12 protein-coding genes are annotated in these 14,920 nt (G+C 71.5%); 5 read left to right on the forward strand and 7 right to left on the reverse strand.

What is annotated here, in order from left to right; genetic code table 11:
- Positions 1-43: 43 nt before the first annotated feature.
- Positions 44-580, forward strand: coding sequence for a hypothetical protein (locus BM385_RS18640; protein WP_093843746.1), 537 nt, complete (start codon positions 44-46; stop codon positions 578-580).
- Here BM385_RS18640 and BM385_RS18645 read toward each other — a convergent pair.
- Positions 564-1,949: a PE-PGRS family protein gene (locus BM385_RS18645; RefSeq protein WP_254791643.1), complete on the reverse strand. Its 1,386-nt coding sequence runs from the start codon at positions 1,947-1,949 to the stop codon at positions 564-566. The genes BM385_RS18640 and BM385_RS18645 overlap by 17 nt on opposite strands.
- Before the next feature lie 116 nt (positions 1,950-2,065).
- On the reverse strand, positions 2,066-2,749 hold the full coding sequence (locus BM385_RS18650) for a hypothetical protein (protein WP_093843748.1): 684 nt from the start codon (positions 2,747-2,749) through the stop codon (positions 2,066-2,068).
- 183 nt (positions 2,750-2,932) lie between these two features.
- On the opposite strand from BM385_RS18650, the gene BM385_RS18655 reads away from it, so the two are divergent.
- The 4 genes from BM385_RS18655 to BM385_RS18670 all read left to right on the forward strand — a co-directional run bounded on the left by BM385_RS18655 (position 2,933) and on the right by BM385_RS18670 (position 6,818).
- A complete protein-coding gene (locus BM385_RS18655; RefSeq protein ID WP_139275202.1) occupies positions 2,933-3,829 on the forward strand; it encodes a DUF8017 domain-containing protein in 897 nt (298 codons plus the stop codon).
- Positions 3,819-4,931 carry a hypothetical protein gene (locus BM385_RS18660; RefSeq protein WP_093843750.1) on the forward strand — a complete coding sequence of 371 codons (1,113 nt, stop codon included), beginning with the start codon at positions 3,819-3,821 and terminating at the stop codon, positions 4,929-4,931. The genes BM385_RS18655 and BM385_RS18660 overlap by 11 nt, the downstream gene beginning before the upstream one ends.
- A gap of 175 nt (positions 4,932-5,106) precedes the next feature.
- Positions 5,107-5,775, forward strand: coding sequence for a hypothetical protein (locus tag BM385_RS18665; RefSeq protein ID WP_093843751.1), 669 nt, complete (start codon positions 5,107-5,109; stop codon positions 5,773-5,775).
- Positions 5,772-6,818 (forward strand): hypothetical protein, encoded by a 1,047-nt coding sequence (locus BM385_RS18670; RefSeq protein ID WP_093843752.1) that lies wholly within the window; start codon positions 5,772-5,774, stop codon positions 6,816-6,818. Before BM385_RS18665 ends, BM385_RS18670 begins: the two co-directional genes overlap by 4 nt.
- Positions 6,819-6,828: 10 nt before the next feature.
- On the opposite strand, the gene BM385_RS27885 is transcribed toward BM385_RS18670, so the two are convergent.
- From BM385_RS27885 to BM385_RS18690, 5 genes are all read right to left on the reverse strand, one after another.
- A complete protein-coding gene (locus BM385_RS27885) occupies positions 6,829-7,284 on the reverse strand; it encodes a N,N-dimethylformamidase beta subunit family domain-containing protein (RefSeq protein ID WP_254791645.1) in 456 nt (151 codons plus the stop codon).
- Positions 7,285-7,289: 5 nt separating this feature from the next.
- Complete coding sequence (locus BM385_RS27890) at positions 7,290-8,366, reverse strand: N,N-dimethylformamidase beta subunit family domain-containing protein (RefSeq protein ID WP_254791647.1); 1,077 nt, start codon at positions 8,364-8,366, stop codon at positions 7,290-7,292.
- A 65-nt stretch (positions 8,367-8,431) separates the two neighbouring features.
- Positions 8,432-9,151, reverse strand: coding sequence for a Clp protease N-terminal domain-containing protein (locus tag BM385_RS18680; protein WP_093843753.1), 720 nt, complete (start codon positions 9,149-9,151; stop codon positions 8,432-8,434).
- Between the two features lie 89 nt (positions 9,152-9,240).
- Positions 9,241-9,897, reverse strand: a complete 657-nt coding sequence (locus tag BM385_RS18685; protein WP_093843754.1) for a hypothetical protein — start codon at positions 9,895-9,897, stop codon at positions 9,241-9,243.
- Positions 9,898-10,010: 113 nt separating this feature from the next.
- The gene (locus tag BM385_RS18690; RefSeq protein ID WP_175543035.1) at positions 10,011-14,861 is read right to left on the reverse strand and encodes a DNA repair ATPase; all 4,851 of its coding nucleotides are present in this window, start codon (positions 14,859-14,861) and stop codon (positions 10,011-10,013) included.
- Positions 14,862-14,920 lie beyond the last annotated feature (59 nt).

The following is a 14,920-nucleotide window of genomic DNA, read 5'->3' on the forward strand; positions in this document are numbered from 1 at the left end:
GTGGTCCAGCAGCACACGAGAACGGACGGACAGGATGGCGGTCATGTACCAAGAACGCGGATCGAAGATCTGGTCCCTCACCTGCGTCTCGGTCTATGTCGTCGGTGTGGTGTGGATGGCGGTCGACGCCCTGCCCGAGGATCTGGTCGCCTGGCTGGCCGTATCCGCGATGTTCTCGCTGGTGCTGCTCGCCTTCGTCGCGGTCCCCGTCAGCAAGTACATCTACCACCGTATCGATCTGACGCCCGACACCCTGCGGGTGGGCCGGGAGCGGATCGCCGTGGCCGACCTGGACCCGCAGAGCATTCAGGACGCCCTCCGCCTGGCCCGGGGCGGCAGCCTGGTACAGCCGCACCGCTCGGCGCTCACCGCGCCCGAGCCGACCGGCAAGGGCTACCTCGTGGACACGTCCCGGGCCCGCCTGGTGGGCGGGGCCTGGGGCGTGCCGATGGGCATGCGGCCCACGGTGATCGCCAACGTGAACGGCGAGCAACTGCTCATCGCCAGCCGGGACCCGCAGGCACTGCTCACCGCACTGGCGGCGGCCTGCGGCCCGGCCGGGGTCAAAACCAGCTCTTGACCCAGTTCTTCGCTCCGTCGACGGCTCTGCCCGCCGCGTTGACGGCCGAACTCGCGCCGTCCTTGACGCTGTTCCAGGCATTTTTGTAGGTGTCCGGGTTCGAGATGGTGTCCCAGTGCTCGACCACCTTGAGCCCGCCGTACACCACGCCAGTGACCACGGCCGCCCCGACAGTGACCGGGTTGGGTGCCACCATGGCCGCCGTGAGGGACGCGTTGAAGCCGACCTCGGCCCAGTCGGCGAGGTAGCCGGCCTTGCCGGACACACCCTCGGCCTCTTTGAACGCGTCGATGGGGTTGCCCTGGGCCACCAGGTTGGCGACGCTGAACCCGGTCGCCAGCACACCGCCGCCGACTCCCATGAAGCGCAGGAAACCACCGGCCCGAGCCGCTCCGGCGACGCTGCCAGCTACCGAGGCGAGCCGGGTGTTGCCCAGGCCGCGCAGTCCCTGGTAGGCGTTGCGCGCCACGAAGTCGAGGCGGGACTGGGCGGCACGTGAGCCCCAGGTGGCCGCCTGTCGCTCGGCAAGGCTCCAGGCGGGGTTGCTGCCCAGCCGGTGGGCGAACCGGTCGTTGCCGACCAGGAAGTTGATCACCCCGTTGGCGTTGACGCCTCCGAAGGCCGCCCGCATCATCGGCAGGCCGCGGAACCAGTTGTAGCCGCGGCTGATGAGGTCGCCCCGGACACCGGTGGTCCCGGGAACCGACAACAGCCGGTTCACGCCGGGGACGCTGCGGAACCAGCCGGCCAGCTGGCCCGGCAGCCAGGTACCGGGGGCGGACAGGAACCGCTGCGGTGTGTTCGGCCGGATGGAGCGGAGCCACGGGTTGATCGCCGTGACATTGACCAGGTTGTACCCCTGGGTCACCACGACACCGGCGGTCACCGTGAAGGTGGCCCACTCATTGCCGAGCTTCATCAGGTTGAACATGGTCTGCTCGTGCGGCTCCATCCCGGGCAACTGTGCGGCGCCATGCGCCATGATCCGCATGAGATAGTCGTCGATCTTCTCCCGGTGCTGCCGTTCGAAGACGCTGCCGTCCTCGCCGTCCCCCTCGGCAGCCATGGAGTTGGCCATCAGCAGCGCGTCCACCGGCACCGGCCCGTCGAAGGCGGCGATCTCCTCGTCGGTGAACCCGGCGATGCGCAGCCCGGCGGTGGGGTCCCCCTCATCCAGCCGGGCCAGCCCGGCACGTCGGCGCAGATCCGGTCCCGTTTCCGACACCCAGCTCTGCAAGCCGTCGATCCGCTGCAACTCGCCGCTGACGCCCAGTGTGGACGCGCGTGTCAGCACACCGGACAGCTTGCTGTCCAGACTGTCGTCGCCGTCCAGCAGCCGAGCGAGCTGCTCCAGGTCATCAGGGTTCACCTGACGCACAACATCCCCCTTGGTCGATCCCCTTCAACTCTCCCAGATTCGACGCGGAATGGAACCCAGGTGGTGGCCGAGATCACGAGGCTGGACATGCCAAGCCGGCCACGCTCTCACTGGTCCCGGAGCAGCGCGTACGCGAAGGCCAGCCTGCGGTCCAGCCAATCGGCGGACAGCACGTACGTACCCAGGTACTGCGACGTCATCACGGCCTCGCCGTCCGCCGTCCACTCCAGTGTCCTGGGCTTGCGCGCGCTGTCGGATTCGTCACCCGCGGTCGCGCTGGCGAGGGCTTCCCCGATCATCCGGCCCACCGCCCACTTCGCGGCACCCGGGCGGGTGCGCGCCAGCTTGTTCCGGCCCACGATCTCCGGGCGGCCGGGCTGGTCGATGCGCCAGGTGTGCTTGACCATCCGGTTCGCCGGAGGGATGCGCCGGATCGCCCCGATCTCCTCGCCCGCGCCGTCACGCACCCGGTACCGCCACACCCCCTCCTCTCCGGATGCCTCGCGAGGGTCGTAACTCACGAGGACGTGCTGGGCCGCCGCGTCCTCGTACAACCGGGACGCCGAGATGCCCTGAACGTCGGGCGCGAAGAAGGCGCAGGGCAGGAGCAGCGGGTCCTGCGGGTCCCCGGTCGGCACACGCACGGCGTACGGCCCGCCCACCGGCTTGCGGCGCTTCTTGCCCACCCGGCGCAGCTCCCGGCCGAAGCTGAACTCGGAGACATCCCGCCAGTCCAGCACCGGCGCCTCCTCGCCCCGGTCCGCCGAGCTCTCCTTGCCCTTGCCGAACATGTCCGCCTCCGCTTCCGATCGCTCGCGGAAAGCCTACGGTGGGAACACTCGCGGACGTTCGGGCGCTGCGCCCCGCGCCGGAAGACGACAGGCACGGGCACAGCACGCGGGCCCGCCGGAGCCCGGGGCCTTTCCGCCGACCGTCATGTCGCCGGCCGGCTCCCGCGGGTTACGATCCGGAGCATGACGGAGCGAGACAACCGGCCGGTGAGCCAGCCCAGTCCGTACTCCCCGTCCTTTCCACCGCCTCCCCCCTCCGGCTCTCCGGCGTGGGGATCGACGGGGCAACCGCCCCAGCCGCGGCGTCGTTTCCGCAAGGGCATACGCGCCGCCGTCGCCGGCGCCGCCCTGTTCGCGGTGACGGCGGCCGTGGCCGTCGTGGTTGTCACCACCCGCGACGCCGGAGCGGACCAGGCCTCGGCTCCGGCCGAGGAGCCGCCCGCACAGTGGCAGCCCACCGGCCCCGCCGATCCGCGGCGGAACCCGTCCTCCGAGATGCGTCCGGTCGTCGCCGATGACTGGCAGGTGGTGATCAGCCCGCGCGGCACCATGGCCTGGGACGTCCCACCGGAGTGGAACGTCCACGCGGTGGGCAGCAACACGTTCTGGCCGGCGGACGATCCCGAGGCAGGAGGCTCGGAGCACGCCTACACCCTTCGTGACCCGGCCCACCACTCCCCCGAGGCGTGCACCGACCAGCGGGTCGCGTACGTGGGCACCCGCTACGTGCAGGGCGCCACCGACACGGAGGAGGCGGTGCGGTCCGTCTCCAGCAACCTGGCCTGGGCCGTGTTCGACCAGGGTCTGGAAGGCGATCTGACGACCACGGAGGCCGAACCGTTCGAGAACGAGCACGGCGTCGTCGGACACATCGCCTATTCGACCTCCTCCGGTGCCCCCCTCCGCAGGGAAGGTGAGTGCGCCACCACCGAGGGCCGGGCCCTGAGCGTCTCGTTCATCAACGCCACCTCGGACATCGTCGCCTGGGGCCTGGTGGCCGACACCGGGCACGAGCACGCGGTTTCCGAGGAGACGGTCGACCTGATCGTCAGCAGTATCCGTCCTTACGATGCCGGCTGACCGCACGGGCCGGCCGAAGCCCGCCCGCAGCGCCAAGTCGCTCAAACGCCAGGAGAAAAGGGACCTGCGCCGGCGGACAGCCGCCCTGTATGCGCCCCGGCGGTTGAGCACGACCGGCCGGTGGACCGTCGCCGCGATACTGGCCGGCACGGTCGTGGCCCTCCTCCTGGCTGCCGCCACCAGCGGGACGCAGATCGCCTGGGCCGGATCGTGGGTCGGCGGGCCGACCGGTTTCACCGTCACCGTGGGGATGATGGCCGGTCTCTCGCTCCCGCTGGTGTGCTCCGCGATCCTGGCCGGCGAACATCCGCACCGGGTGCCACCCCGCCTGCGATGCGGCAGGCCGGTCCGGATCGGTGTCGTCGGGCTGGGCACCGCGGGCGCCGTCGCCGGTGCCGTCCTGCTCATCGTCGCGCGGGCACCGGGCAAGGGGCTCGACCCCGCCGCCTGTACCGACCTCGGCTGCTGGCTGGCGGTCCACGAACCACGCGCCGCCCCATGGGGCGTCGTTACCGCCGGCACGACGCTGGTGCTGGGCGTCATCGCACTGTCACTGTGGCTGTCGGACGACGATCCGCGTGAGCGTCGCAGGAATGCCGGGCACACCGCTGTCGCCGCTGTGGGGGTGGGGGTGTTCATCGCCGCCATGGCCCTCCCGCACACCTTCTCGGCCGAACTCTATGCCTTGGCCGAGCACTGGCCGGGCGGAGCACCCGTCTTCCTCCTCTGTGCCGGCGTAGGTGCTCCGGCCGGTTGCGCCGCGGCGGCCCTTGCCTTGCGGAAAGGGAGCGTCCTGCCGAGGTGGTTCGCCCGGGTATGGGCAACGATTCCCCTCGCGATCGGTCTGACTGCCGGGGGCGTTCTCGTCTCAGCCGTTCGGCCACGCCGCTACAAGGGGCCGGTGCTGTGCGAAGAGGACTTCTACTGCCTGCTCGACCAGGCCCATGGCCGGGCCACGATGCATGTCTGGTTCGGCTTTCTCGCCGCCGCCGTCACCGGAGGACTGCTGCTCACCATCCTCTGGCGCAGAGCCCGTCGTCAGGCCGCGCACCATGGGTACACCGGTACCGCTGTCGCGACGACCGTCCACTCCGACCGTTGATCGGATCCTCGGCAGCATCTGGTTCAACGCCCGCCGACCCGGTTCCATGGCGAGGTGGTGGGGCCGGGCGCCGGACCACGGGTTGGTAACGGAAGAGGGGCGAACGTCGCGGCGTAGCGGTACTGGTTCGTAGGGTGAGGGGCAAAACCCCACACTTCACCGATACGGAGCCGCCGTGACCCGCCGCCGGACGAGGACCGCCCTGATCGCCGCTTCCGCGGCCACCGCCCTGTTGCTGACCGCCTGCGGCGGCAGCGACAACGGTGGTGGGAGCGACGACATTCCGGGGGTCGACGACGCGACCGTGGAGCCGGGCGGGCCCGGGGACGAGCCGGAGGACGAGCCGGCCGATGAGGGCCGGGAGGGGCGCCCGGAGATCGACTTTGGTGGAGAGTTCGAGCACATCCATGAATCAAGTGATGTGAACGACCCGGAGCTGATGGATGTCATCCTCGATGTCCAGGGCTTCCAGGATGCCGTTGCCGAGGGCATCGCGAGTCATGACAATGAAAGGCCCGCACTCAGCTACTACATCGCCGGACCGGCCCGCACCGCCACGTTGACGCTGCTGGACAATGTCACTGAACAGGGAATCTCCTCGATCGGCACTGCACGGTACTTCAATTACAGGGCAACGCTGGTGGGTGACGGCGCGGCCACCTTCAGCTTCTGTCGTGATTTCAGCGAAGTTGCCACTATTGATTTCGAGACAAAGGAAGTCGTCGAAGAGGCGGATTCCGAGGCGAATCCCACACTTTATGCCGGACGCGCAGAGCAGAACGATGACGGTGTGTGGCAGACCGTCGAATACAACCTGACCCAGGATGCGCAGGAGTGCCAATGAAGCCTATCGCCTTCCGCACCGCATGCATCGGGGCCGTAGCCGTGGTGTTGTCTCTCCCCGCCACGGCTCGCGCAGACGCGGCCAACGCCGACCAGGGAACGGCTGGCGGCGACCACACTGACCGAGATATCTCGGCCCATGTCAGCTTGCCCGGCCAGGAGCGGATTTCCTTCACCGGAGATGGCACTGGTGGGAGCGGAGGACTCACCAGTGCCGAGAACACCTGGACACCACCCGCCTGCTACTACGCCCCCATGTATACGCCTGAGGAATTTCAGGCCTACTGGGACGATCTTTCCAGGGGCGTCTACAGCTCCGGCTGGCCGCAGGAAGACAAGGATCTGCTGCGGCAGAACTTGGAGGACTCGTACGGCGAGGAGGGCGAGTACCCCAACTACAACATCGACAAGCAGGGCGAGGGGATGTTCTGGCAGGTAGTCAGGAATGAGGAGCATCCTGACTACGAGGCCCGGTACGCGTGCGAATTCCGGACTTTCTGGGTCGACTTCGGTGACCCGCCCCCCGACCTTCCGGGCGTGGTGGACATCGCCACCCTCGCCGAGCTGGCCTACGAGCGGGTCCGGGTGCCCGATACCGAGATCGAGCTGAATCCCGATGGCGACCAGACCGTCAATCTCGCGACCTGGGTGTGGCTCGATCAGGGGGCCTTCGAGCCCGTTTCCGTGACCGCTTCGCTCGATGACTACGGGCTCTGGGCGACCACCACCGCCACGCCCACCACGCTCACCATCGAACCGGGGACCCCGGACGCCCGGCTGCATCCGGCCTCCGGTGAGTGTGCCGTCAGCGGCGACGGCGGCATCGGGGAGCCGTACAGCCAGGGGCGGTCCGGGGAGGAGCCGCCGTGTGGGGTGACGTATCTGCGGGCCACCCACGCCACCGGCTCGTACGGGCTGACGGCCAGCCTCACCTGGGAGATCTCCTGGGAGGGGTCCGACGGCAGTGGGGCCACGCTGCCGGCCGGGGTGTTCGAGACCACGCATGAGATCACCGTGCGCGAGGTCCAGGCCATCGTGCGGTAGTCCGGCGGGGTCAGGCCTGCTCGCCGTAGATCTCCGGCGCGTTGCCGTGGGCGGGGTGGGTTTCGGCGGCGGGGCCGGCGGCGAAGGTGCGCAGGATGTTCTCCGTCACGCGGGTCACGAACCGGCCCGTCCTGGCGTCCATGCCGTGGTTGGCGCCGTTCTCGTCCGTGCCGGCCATCAGGGCCTCCACCCAGCGCATCGTGCCGGTGGCGAAGACCCCGGCGCCGCTGGGCACCGTGTAGTACGCCGAATCCTGGTGACTGGCCGTGCCGTTGCACACCAGCGGTGAGTGGGCCACGATCTCGATGCCCTCCGGGGTGGGGGCCTCCGGGGTGACCCGGTCGTACTCCACGCCCACCAGGTGGGGGAAGGAGTCGCCCGCCCGTACGCCGGTGCCCTCGAAGGCCCAGTGCTCCGGGCGGTGCACCACGTACGGGGCGTCCACCGGGTAGCCCTCGTACAGCACGCCGGTCAGGGACGATTCGGGGTCGGGGGCGGGGGCGGCGCGGAAGTCGGTGGTGACCAGGGTGTCCTGGTGGCCGTGGTGGGGGTCCTCGGTGTACGCCGACTTGTAGCAGGCGACGATTCTGCGGTCGCCCCTGTGCGGCGGCTCCAGGGGGTGGGGTCGAGGCGGACCCGGCGGAAGCAGGTGTTGGCGCCGAGGATCGCGATGTTCGTGCCCGCGTCGCGGGCCCGGGTGAGGTGGGCGCGCTGGGCCGGGGTCATGTATTCGTCGTGGCCCAGGATCACCACCTGGGCCGCGCCGTCCAGGACGCCGGGGTCGCGGTCCACGTCGAGGCCGGTCGTGTACGCCAGGGGGAGGTTCAGGCGTTCGGCGAGGACCACGGCGGCGCGTTCGTACACCATGAACTTCTCCGCCCCGTCCTTGTCGTAGGGCCGGTCGAAGCTCACCACGAGGGAGCGGGTGCGGTAGTCGCCGTCCTTGCCCTCGTACAGGTTGTAGCCGCCCCACAGGTTGTACGCCTGCCAGGTGGCCGGGGCGTGCATCAGGACGGTGCGTCCGGCCGCTTCGCTTGAGCGGACGACGAGCGGGACGTACCGCTGGCCGCCGGCGCCGCCCTCCGCGTCGAGCCGCAGCAGGTAGGCGCCCTCCGGCCAGCCTTCGGTGGACACCACCGGGCCGCGTTCCCAGTCGGCGCGGACGGTGTGGGCGGTGGGGAAGAACGCCGGTTCCTGCTGCACCGCGCCCGGCAGCGGCTCGGAGCGCCAGACCCGGCGGGCCTGCGCGCCGTCGTACCAGCCGATCCGGTACGCGGAGACCCGGTACGCGGGTGCCGGGGTGGACACGTACAGGCCGAACTCCTCCCCCGGGTCCACGCTCACCCGGTCGGCGTACCCCTGAATGGCGTCGTCCGCGCCGGTGTCGGTGATCCGCCAGTGGGGGTCGCCGCTCCGCTCGTTCTCGGACGGCGGGTCGGAGCCTTCGGCGCCGGAGCAGGCGCCCGCCATCGCCGCCCCGGCCGCGACGCACACGCCGAGGAAGGCTCTGCGGTCCAGGCCGTCCGGCCCGCCCTCCGTCCCTGTCATGTGCTCAGGCTGGGTGACCTCCCGGAGCCGGGCAACCGCTCCGGGAGGCGTCCGGCCGGTCCCGCTCAGGCCCGCCGCTGTTCCAGGTAGACGGCGAGCGCCTCGGTCAGGGCGGTCTCGGTGGCGTCCTTGCGCAGGCCGAGTCCGCTGAGCACGCCGTCGCCGTCCTCCAGTTCCAGCAGGGCGAGCAGGATGTGCTCGGTGCCGACGTAGTTGTGGCCGAGCAGCAGTGCGGCGCGGAAGGTCAGTTCGAGCGCCTTCTTGCCGCGCGCGCTGTACGGGATCAGGGGCGGCAGTTCGCCGTCGGTGGGTGCGGGGAGGGCGGCGGTGGCCGCCCGGCGCACCTCCTCCAGCGGGACGCCCTGGCCGGTGATCAGCTTGGTGGCCAGGCTGTCGGGGTCGGCGACGAGGCCGAGCAGCAGGTGCTCGGGGGTGGTGGCGGTGTTGCGGGCGGCCTGGGTCTCGCGCTGGGCCGCGATGGCGGCCTCTTTGGCGCGCGGGGTGAACTGGGCGAAGTCGGGGGCGGACCCGTCGCTGGGCACGAACCGCTTCTGGGCGGCCTGCCGGGTGACGCCCATGCTCTTGCCGATGTCGCTCCAGGAGGCGCCGGAGCGGCGGGCCTGGTCGACGAAGTGGCCGATGAGGTGGTCGGCGACGTCGCCGAGGTGGTCGGCGGCGATGACGGCGCTGCTGAGCTGGGCCAGGGAGTCGGTGTGGGTCTTCTTGATGGCCTCGATGAGGTCGTCGAGGCGTACGGAGGCGGTGGGTTCCTGCGCTGCGGTCATACGTCAACGTTAGGTTGACACCCTGGCGAGTGTCAACCCTCGGTTGACGCGGTGGCCGCCGGTACTGGGACCGGCGGCCACCGCCGCGCTCAGTTCAGCTTCCAGGTGAACTCACTGTCGTCGGCACCGGTCCACACGGTCTCCCCCAGCTCGGTGCCCTCCGGGATGAGGAACATGTCGCAGTCGGTGAAGCCCTCGCCCTCCGCCAGCGTGTCCGGCTCCTCGCTCGCCGGGCAGCCGCCGGGGATCCCGAGGTCGCCGATCATGATCACCGACGGCACGTAACTGCCGTCGCTGAGCGTCGTCCGCAGCTCGCTGCCGGGCCGGCCGTACTTCAGCTCCTCGCCCCCGACGTGCTGGTAGTCGACGTACAGGTAATACGGCGTCCGGCCCGCGATGTCCTCGGCGTCGAAGACACCGGCCGCCTCCACATCGGCGATGTCGCCCTGCTCCAGCTTCTGCACGGTGATCTCCAGCTGGGCCGTGGCGTCGCTGTACTCGTACGGCGCGGGACCGGCCGTCTCGCCGAGCGCGAAGCTGCCCGAGGACGGCTCCTCGGACGCCTCGTCCTCCGCCGGGGCGTCCTCCTGCGCGTCCTGGTCCTGGTCCTGGTCCTGGCTCTGCCCGGTCTCCTGCGCGCCGGCTCCGTCGGACGCGTCGTCGTCCCCGCCGCACGCGGTCAGGGCCAGGGCGAGGACGGTGGCCGGAACGGCGGCGCGCAGCCAGAGCTTCTTGCGGTGTGACACGTGGAACTCCCCCGTGATGCTGTTGCGTACTGCTTCTTTCAGGTGATTCCCACCTTAGGAACCGTACGTCCGCGTTCTGTCACACCGCCGTAGCAGCGGGGAACGTCCCGCGCTCACCGCCGATACGCCCGCTTGATCTCCTCCCAGCGCTCGCGCTGCTCCTCGCTCAGCCGCCCGCGCAGCTCCGCCAGCTTCAGCAGGTTCGCCTCGGCGCCGGTGGTCAGGGTCTGCGCCTCCGCCAGATAGTGGTCGTCGATGAGCGCTTCCAGTTCGGCGTCGTTCATCACCGGGACGATCCGCTCCGCCAGCTTGTTGGTGTTGCGGTAGGAGCCCTGGAGACGGAACGGCGGCTCCGTGCGGCTGGCGTCGTCCTGCGTCGCCGAGGCGATGTACGCCGCGTTGACCGCGAGCGTCGTGCGCTGCACGTACAGCAGCTTCCGCAGCACCGACAGGATCTGCTCCAGATCGGCCGCCCCGTACGGGTGCGCCAGCCGGTCGGCGGTGACGGACTCGTCGCCGCGCGCCAGCCGCACCAGCAGGTCCACGTCCGAGCGTTCGCGCGCGGCCAGCGGGGCCAGCACCGGGTTCGCCGTGAGGGCGTTCTCGATGTGGCTGAGCGCGAACAACTCCTCGCGCCCGGACAGCACATCGCCCAGGTTCCACACGTCCGCGCGGTTGGCCAGCATGTCGGGCACCCGGAACCGGGTCCCGGACTCGGTGAACGGGTTGCCCGCCATGCACACCGCGAACCGCTTGCCGCGCAGGTCGTAGGTGACCGCCTCGCCGTCCCCGATCCGCACCCCGTCGATCCGGCGCTGCGCGTCGCACAGCGGGATGAAGCGCTGGAGCAGCTCGGGCGAGGTGTGCTGGATGTCGTCCAGGTAGAGGAAGACGTTGTTGCCCATCTCCAGACCGAAGTTGAGCTTCTCCACCTCTCGGCGGGCCGCCGCGTCGGGGGCCGCCGCCGGGTCGAGGGAGGTGGTGTCGTGGCCCAGCGCCGGACCGTCCACCTTGACGAACACCAGGCCGAGCCGGGCCGCCACGTACTCCATCAGCGTCGTCTTGCCGTAGCCGGGCGGCGACAGCAGGAGCAGCAGGCCCTGGCTGTCGGTGCGCCGCTCCTCGCCGGCGGTGCCCAGCTGCTTGGCGAGGTTGTCGCCGATCAGCGGCAGATACACCTCGTCCAGCAGCCGGTTGCGGACGAACGCCGACATCACCTGCGGCCGGTAGGCGTCCAGCCGCAGCCGGCGCCGTTCGGCCTCCAGCAGCGCGTTGCGCTGCCGCACATAGCGCCGGTGGGCGGGCACCCGGTGGGTGCTGAACTCCGCCGTCCGGGACAGGAACTCATCCAGGCGCAGCGGCAGTTCGCCGGAGACGACTCGCGGGTGGGTGCCGAGCAGGCCGTCCACGGCGGCGGTCAGCGGGGCGTCGACGGCGCGGTGGTCCACCTCCTCGCCGCACAGCTCCAGCACGGCCGCCTCGGGCAGGTCGGTGGCCTCGCGGCCGGCCGACTCGGTGAACGCCGCCAGCCACGCGGTCACCAACTGGTGCCGGGCCGCCAGATCGTCGCCGAGCGAGGCGACGTCCTGCGCGAACTCCTTGGCGCCCGAGGTGCCCAGCGCGGTGCGGAAGTCCTCCAGCAGGGCGCGGGCCGCGGCGCTGGTGGCGAAGCGCGGGGCCTGCCCGGTGGCCAGCGCCAGTTCCTCGAAGAGATAGCCGCCGCTGTCGCCCGGCGCCTCGGGCAGCCCGCGCTCGGCCGCGAACGCGCCGATGGCCGCCGTCAGTTCGGCCGACAGCCGCTCCACCGCCGCCACCTGGCCGAACGCGGTACGGGCCCGGCCCAGCGACTGGGCGCGGGTGGTCCACGCCCGCCGGTCGGCCTCGGCCGCCCCGTACGCCCAGAACAGCTGGGCGGCGGCCCGGGTGCCGGGGCCGTAGCGCAGCAGATCGGCGTGTTCGCGCAGTCGCAGCAGGACCGCCAGGATGCGGGCGGCGTCGTGGTCGTGGACGCCCCGGTCGTACCCCTCGTCGTACGCCGCCTGGGCCGTCTGCCGCACCAGCGGCAGCAGCGCGGCCTCGTCGTCCCCGGTGACGCCCTGGGCCAGGACGGTCGCCGCCAGGTACTCCGACCGGTACACGCGCGGCGACTCGGACGCGAGCGGCTGGTCCCAGAAGTCCTGGGTGGCCGCGAACTCCGGGTCGGTGACCGGGGCCCGGTAGTCGGTGCCGGTGACCGCGAAGGACAGCGCGCCGTCCTGCGGCACCAGCGTCAGATCGATCGGCTGGGTGTTGACGCCGAAGCTGTGCCGGCCCAGCCGCACCGTGCCGTCCGCGCCGAACAGGTCGGTGCGGTCGCGCAGGGCGCGCGCCGCCTCCTGCCGTACCGCCTTCAGCCGGCCGGTCAGCTCCTCGGCGCGCACCCGCTCGCCGATGTCGCGCAGTTCGCCGGCGGTCGCCCGGACCCGTTCGACCAGCGGGTCGGCGGCGAAGTAGGCGTTGATGTCGTCCAGGCCGGTGAGCGCGGTGGCCCGCCGGGTGATGGTGGACAGGATGCGGGCGGCGGAGGCGGCCAGCCGCTCCGCGTGCCGGGCCCGTTCGTCCAGCTGGGCCTGCTTGCGCGCCGAGAAGGTCTCGTAGATCTCCTCGCGCTGGGCGGCCAGCCGGGTCAGGAAGTCGTCGAAGGAGCCGAACCGCGACTCCAGGTTCTCCAGTTGCAGCAGCAGCCGGCCCAGCTGCTCGTCGCACTCCTCGGGGGTGCGGGCGGCGGCCAGCGCGCCGGAGACGGCCTGGCCGAGCAGCGCGTACTCGGCGGTGAACTCCGCCCGGCCCTCGCTCTCCAGCAGCTCACGGCGGCGGCCGTCCAGGACGGCGCGGGCCCGGTTGACGGCGCCCATGACCTCGCCGATGCGCTCCAGCAGCCCGGTGCGCACGGTGGCGTCGGCGATGTCGAGGCCGCCGATGACGTCGGTGACGATCCGCAGCCCGTCGGCGTGTTCGCCGATCTCGGTCAGCAGCGGATCGGCGACCGCCACGCTGTCGACCGCCGCCGCCCGCTCGGTCAGCGCCTCGATGGCGGCCCGGGTGTCGTCGAACGCCTCCTCGCGGGAGAGGAACGCCACCGCGCGGCGGCCGGTGGCCGCCAGCGACTCGGCCAGCCGCTCGCCGACGGCGGTCAGCGCCGCCAGATCGATGTGCCGCACCTCGCGCAGCGACTCGGTGTGCCCCTGGGCGCGGCGCAGTTCGGTGAGGACGGTGACCCACTCGGCCGCGCCCTTGGGTGCCTCGCCGCGCGCCCGGCGGATGAGCCGGTCGGCGTCCGCCTGGGCCTCGGCGAGCGCCTCGGCGGCCCGGGCGCGCTGTTCCTGGACCCGCTGGTACTCGTCGATGACCTGCTCGGCGGTGGCGCGCAGGGTGGCGGTCGGCTCGTCAAGACCGGCCAGGCCGTCCAGGCCCAGCCAGTGGTACTGGTCGGTGAGCCGGTCGCAGGCGGCGGTGATCGCCTCGAACACGGCGGTGCCGGGAGCGAGTTCGCCCGCCATCCGGGCCACGGTGAGCGCGTCCGAGATACCGCGCACCAGCTCGGCGTTGCCGATCCGGGTCAGCGGTCCCTCGTCGAGGGCCGGCGCGGCGGCGGCGTACGCGTCGGAGGTGAACGGGCTGCGCCACACCTGCACCGGGTGGACCCGGGCCGGCTCGCCGCCCTCGGGGGCCCGGCTGATCGCCAGGGTGCCGTCGTCGAACAGCGCGTAGCCGTGCGAGGGCAGCGGGTTGGCGACCTCCTTGCGGATCAGGTTGTAGGGCAGCAGGAGGGTGCGGCCGGTGGCCTGGGCGTGGAAGACGTACAGCACGTCCTCGCCGTTGGGCGAGCGGATCGCCTTCTCGAACTCCAGGCCCTCGGTGTCGGTGGCCTCGAAGGTGCGGGCGGCGGCGCCGGGCGGGGCGGCGGCCAGGTAGTAGCCGCCGGGGAAGATGACGCCCTGGTCGTCGGGGAGGGTGCGGCACGCCTTGCCGATGCCGTCGAGCCGCACGACCTCCTGGGTGCGCGGGTTGAAGACGAGGTAGCGGTGGGTGCTCTCGTTGTACGGCAGGACGCGCAGCAGGATCAGCGGGCCGACGCGGGCGTAGGCGATGTCGGCGTCGGCGAGGGACTGGAGGGGTTCGTCGACGGGCTCGTGGTGGATGCCGTCGGCGCTCTCGGTGTCGTTCTCGGTCTTGACGGTGAGCCGGCCGCCGACGGTGGCGACGTACAGCGTGTCCTCGATGGCCACGTGCGGGTGGGTGCCCAGCACGTGCTGCTCGCGCCCGGTGGCGGTCCAGGTGAAGTCGTACGGGTCGGGGAAGACGTGGTCGCGTTCGCCCTTGGCGTCCAGGTACTCGGGGCGGCCGTCGGGGTGGACGCGCCAGCGCAGCACGCGGATGTCGGTGAGCCGGTCGCCGGTGCGGAAGACGGCGAGCAGCAGTCCGGCGGTCAGCCGCAGCCGCAGCAGCTGGGCCTGCCGGAAGTAGCGGTGCAGGCTCTCGAAGTCGCGCCGGAAGCCGGGGTCGTCCAGCAGTCCGGGGACGGTCTCGGGCGGGGCGGGCAGGAAGTGGCCGCCGGAGGCGGCGCCTTCGCCGCTGACCCGGTGCAGGGTGAAGACGTCGCCGACGGCGGTGGTCTCCTGGCCGGTGCCGCCGGTGGTGCGCGGGTTGTAGCCGGCCAGCAGCGCGCCGCCGACCTGCACGATGTCGCGCGGGACGCTCTCGCGGTCGGTGCGGACGCGTTCGGTGGCGAGCAGGGCGAGTTCGCTGCCGCCGAAGGTCTCGATCCGGCGGGCGTTGAGCGTCTGCGCGCGGGCCGCCAGCTCGGTGGCGGCGGCGGACATCCGGGCCCGCAGCACGTCGTAGGTGCCGGCGTCCAGCCGGGTGTCCCCGGCGGTGCGACCGTCCTGGGTGTCGTGGGTGTCCTGGGTGTCCTGGGTGCTCACGTCGTCAACCGTTCCCGTATCCCGTATCCCGTTGCCTACTCCCGATCCACGGGCCCGGT

This window comes from Streptomyces harbinensis, from assembly GCF_900116145.1.
GTDB classification, from domain to species: domain Bacteria; phylum Actinomycetota; class Actinomycetes; order Streptomycetales; family Streptomycetaceae; genus Streptomyces; species Streptomyces carpaticus.

What these genes read in the sequence shown, in the direction of transcription:
- BM385_RS18650 (WP_093843748.1), bottom strand. Translation starts at nt 2,749, where the DNA reads ATGTTCGGCAAGGGCAAGGAGAGCTCGGCGGACCGGGGCGAGGAGGCG.
- BM385_RS18660 (WP_093843750.1), top strand. Translation starts at nt 3,819, where the DNA reads ATGCCGGCTGACCGCACGGGCCGGCCGAAGCCCGCCCGCAGCGCCAAG.
- BM385_RS18680 (WP_093843753.1), bottom strand. Translation starts at nt 9,151, where the DNA reads ATGACCGCAGCGCAGGAACCCACCGCCTCCGTACGCCTCGACGACCTC.
- BM385_RS18640 (WP_093843746.1), top strand. Translation starts at nt 44, where the DNA reads ATGTACCAAGAACGCGGATCGAAGATCTGGTCCCTCACCTGCGTCTCG.
- BM385_RS18655 (WP_139275202.1), top strand. Translation starts at nt 2,933, where the DNA reads ATGACGGAGCGAGACAACCGGCCGGTGAGCCAGCCCAGTCCGTACTCC.
- BM385_RS27890 (WP_254791647.1), bottom strand. Translation starts at nt 8,366, where the DNA reads ATGACAGGGACGGAGGGCGGGCCGGACGGCCTGGACCGCAGAGCCTTC.
- BM385_RS18670 (WP_093843752.1), top strand. Translation starts at nt 5,772, where the DNA reads ATGAAGCCTATCGCCTTCCGCACCGCATGCATCGGGGCCGTAGCCGTG.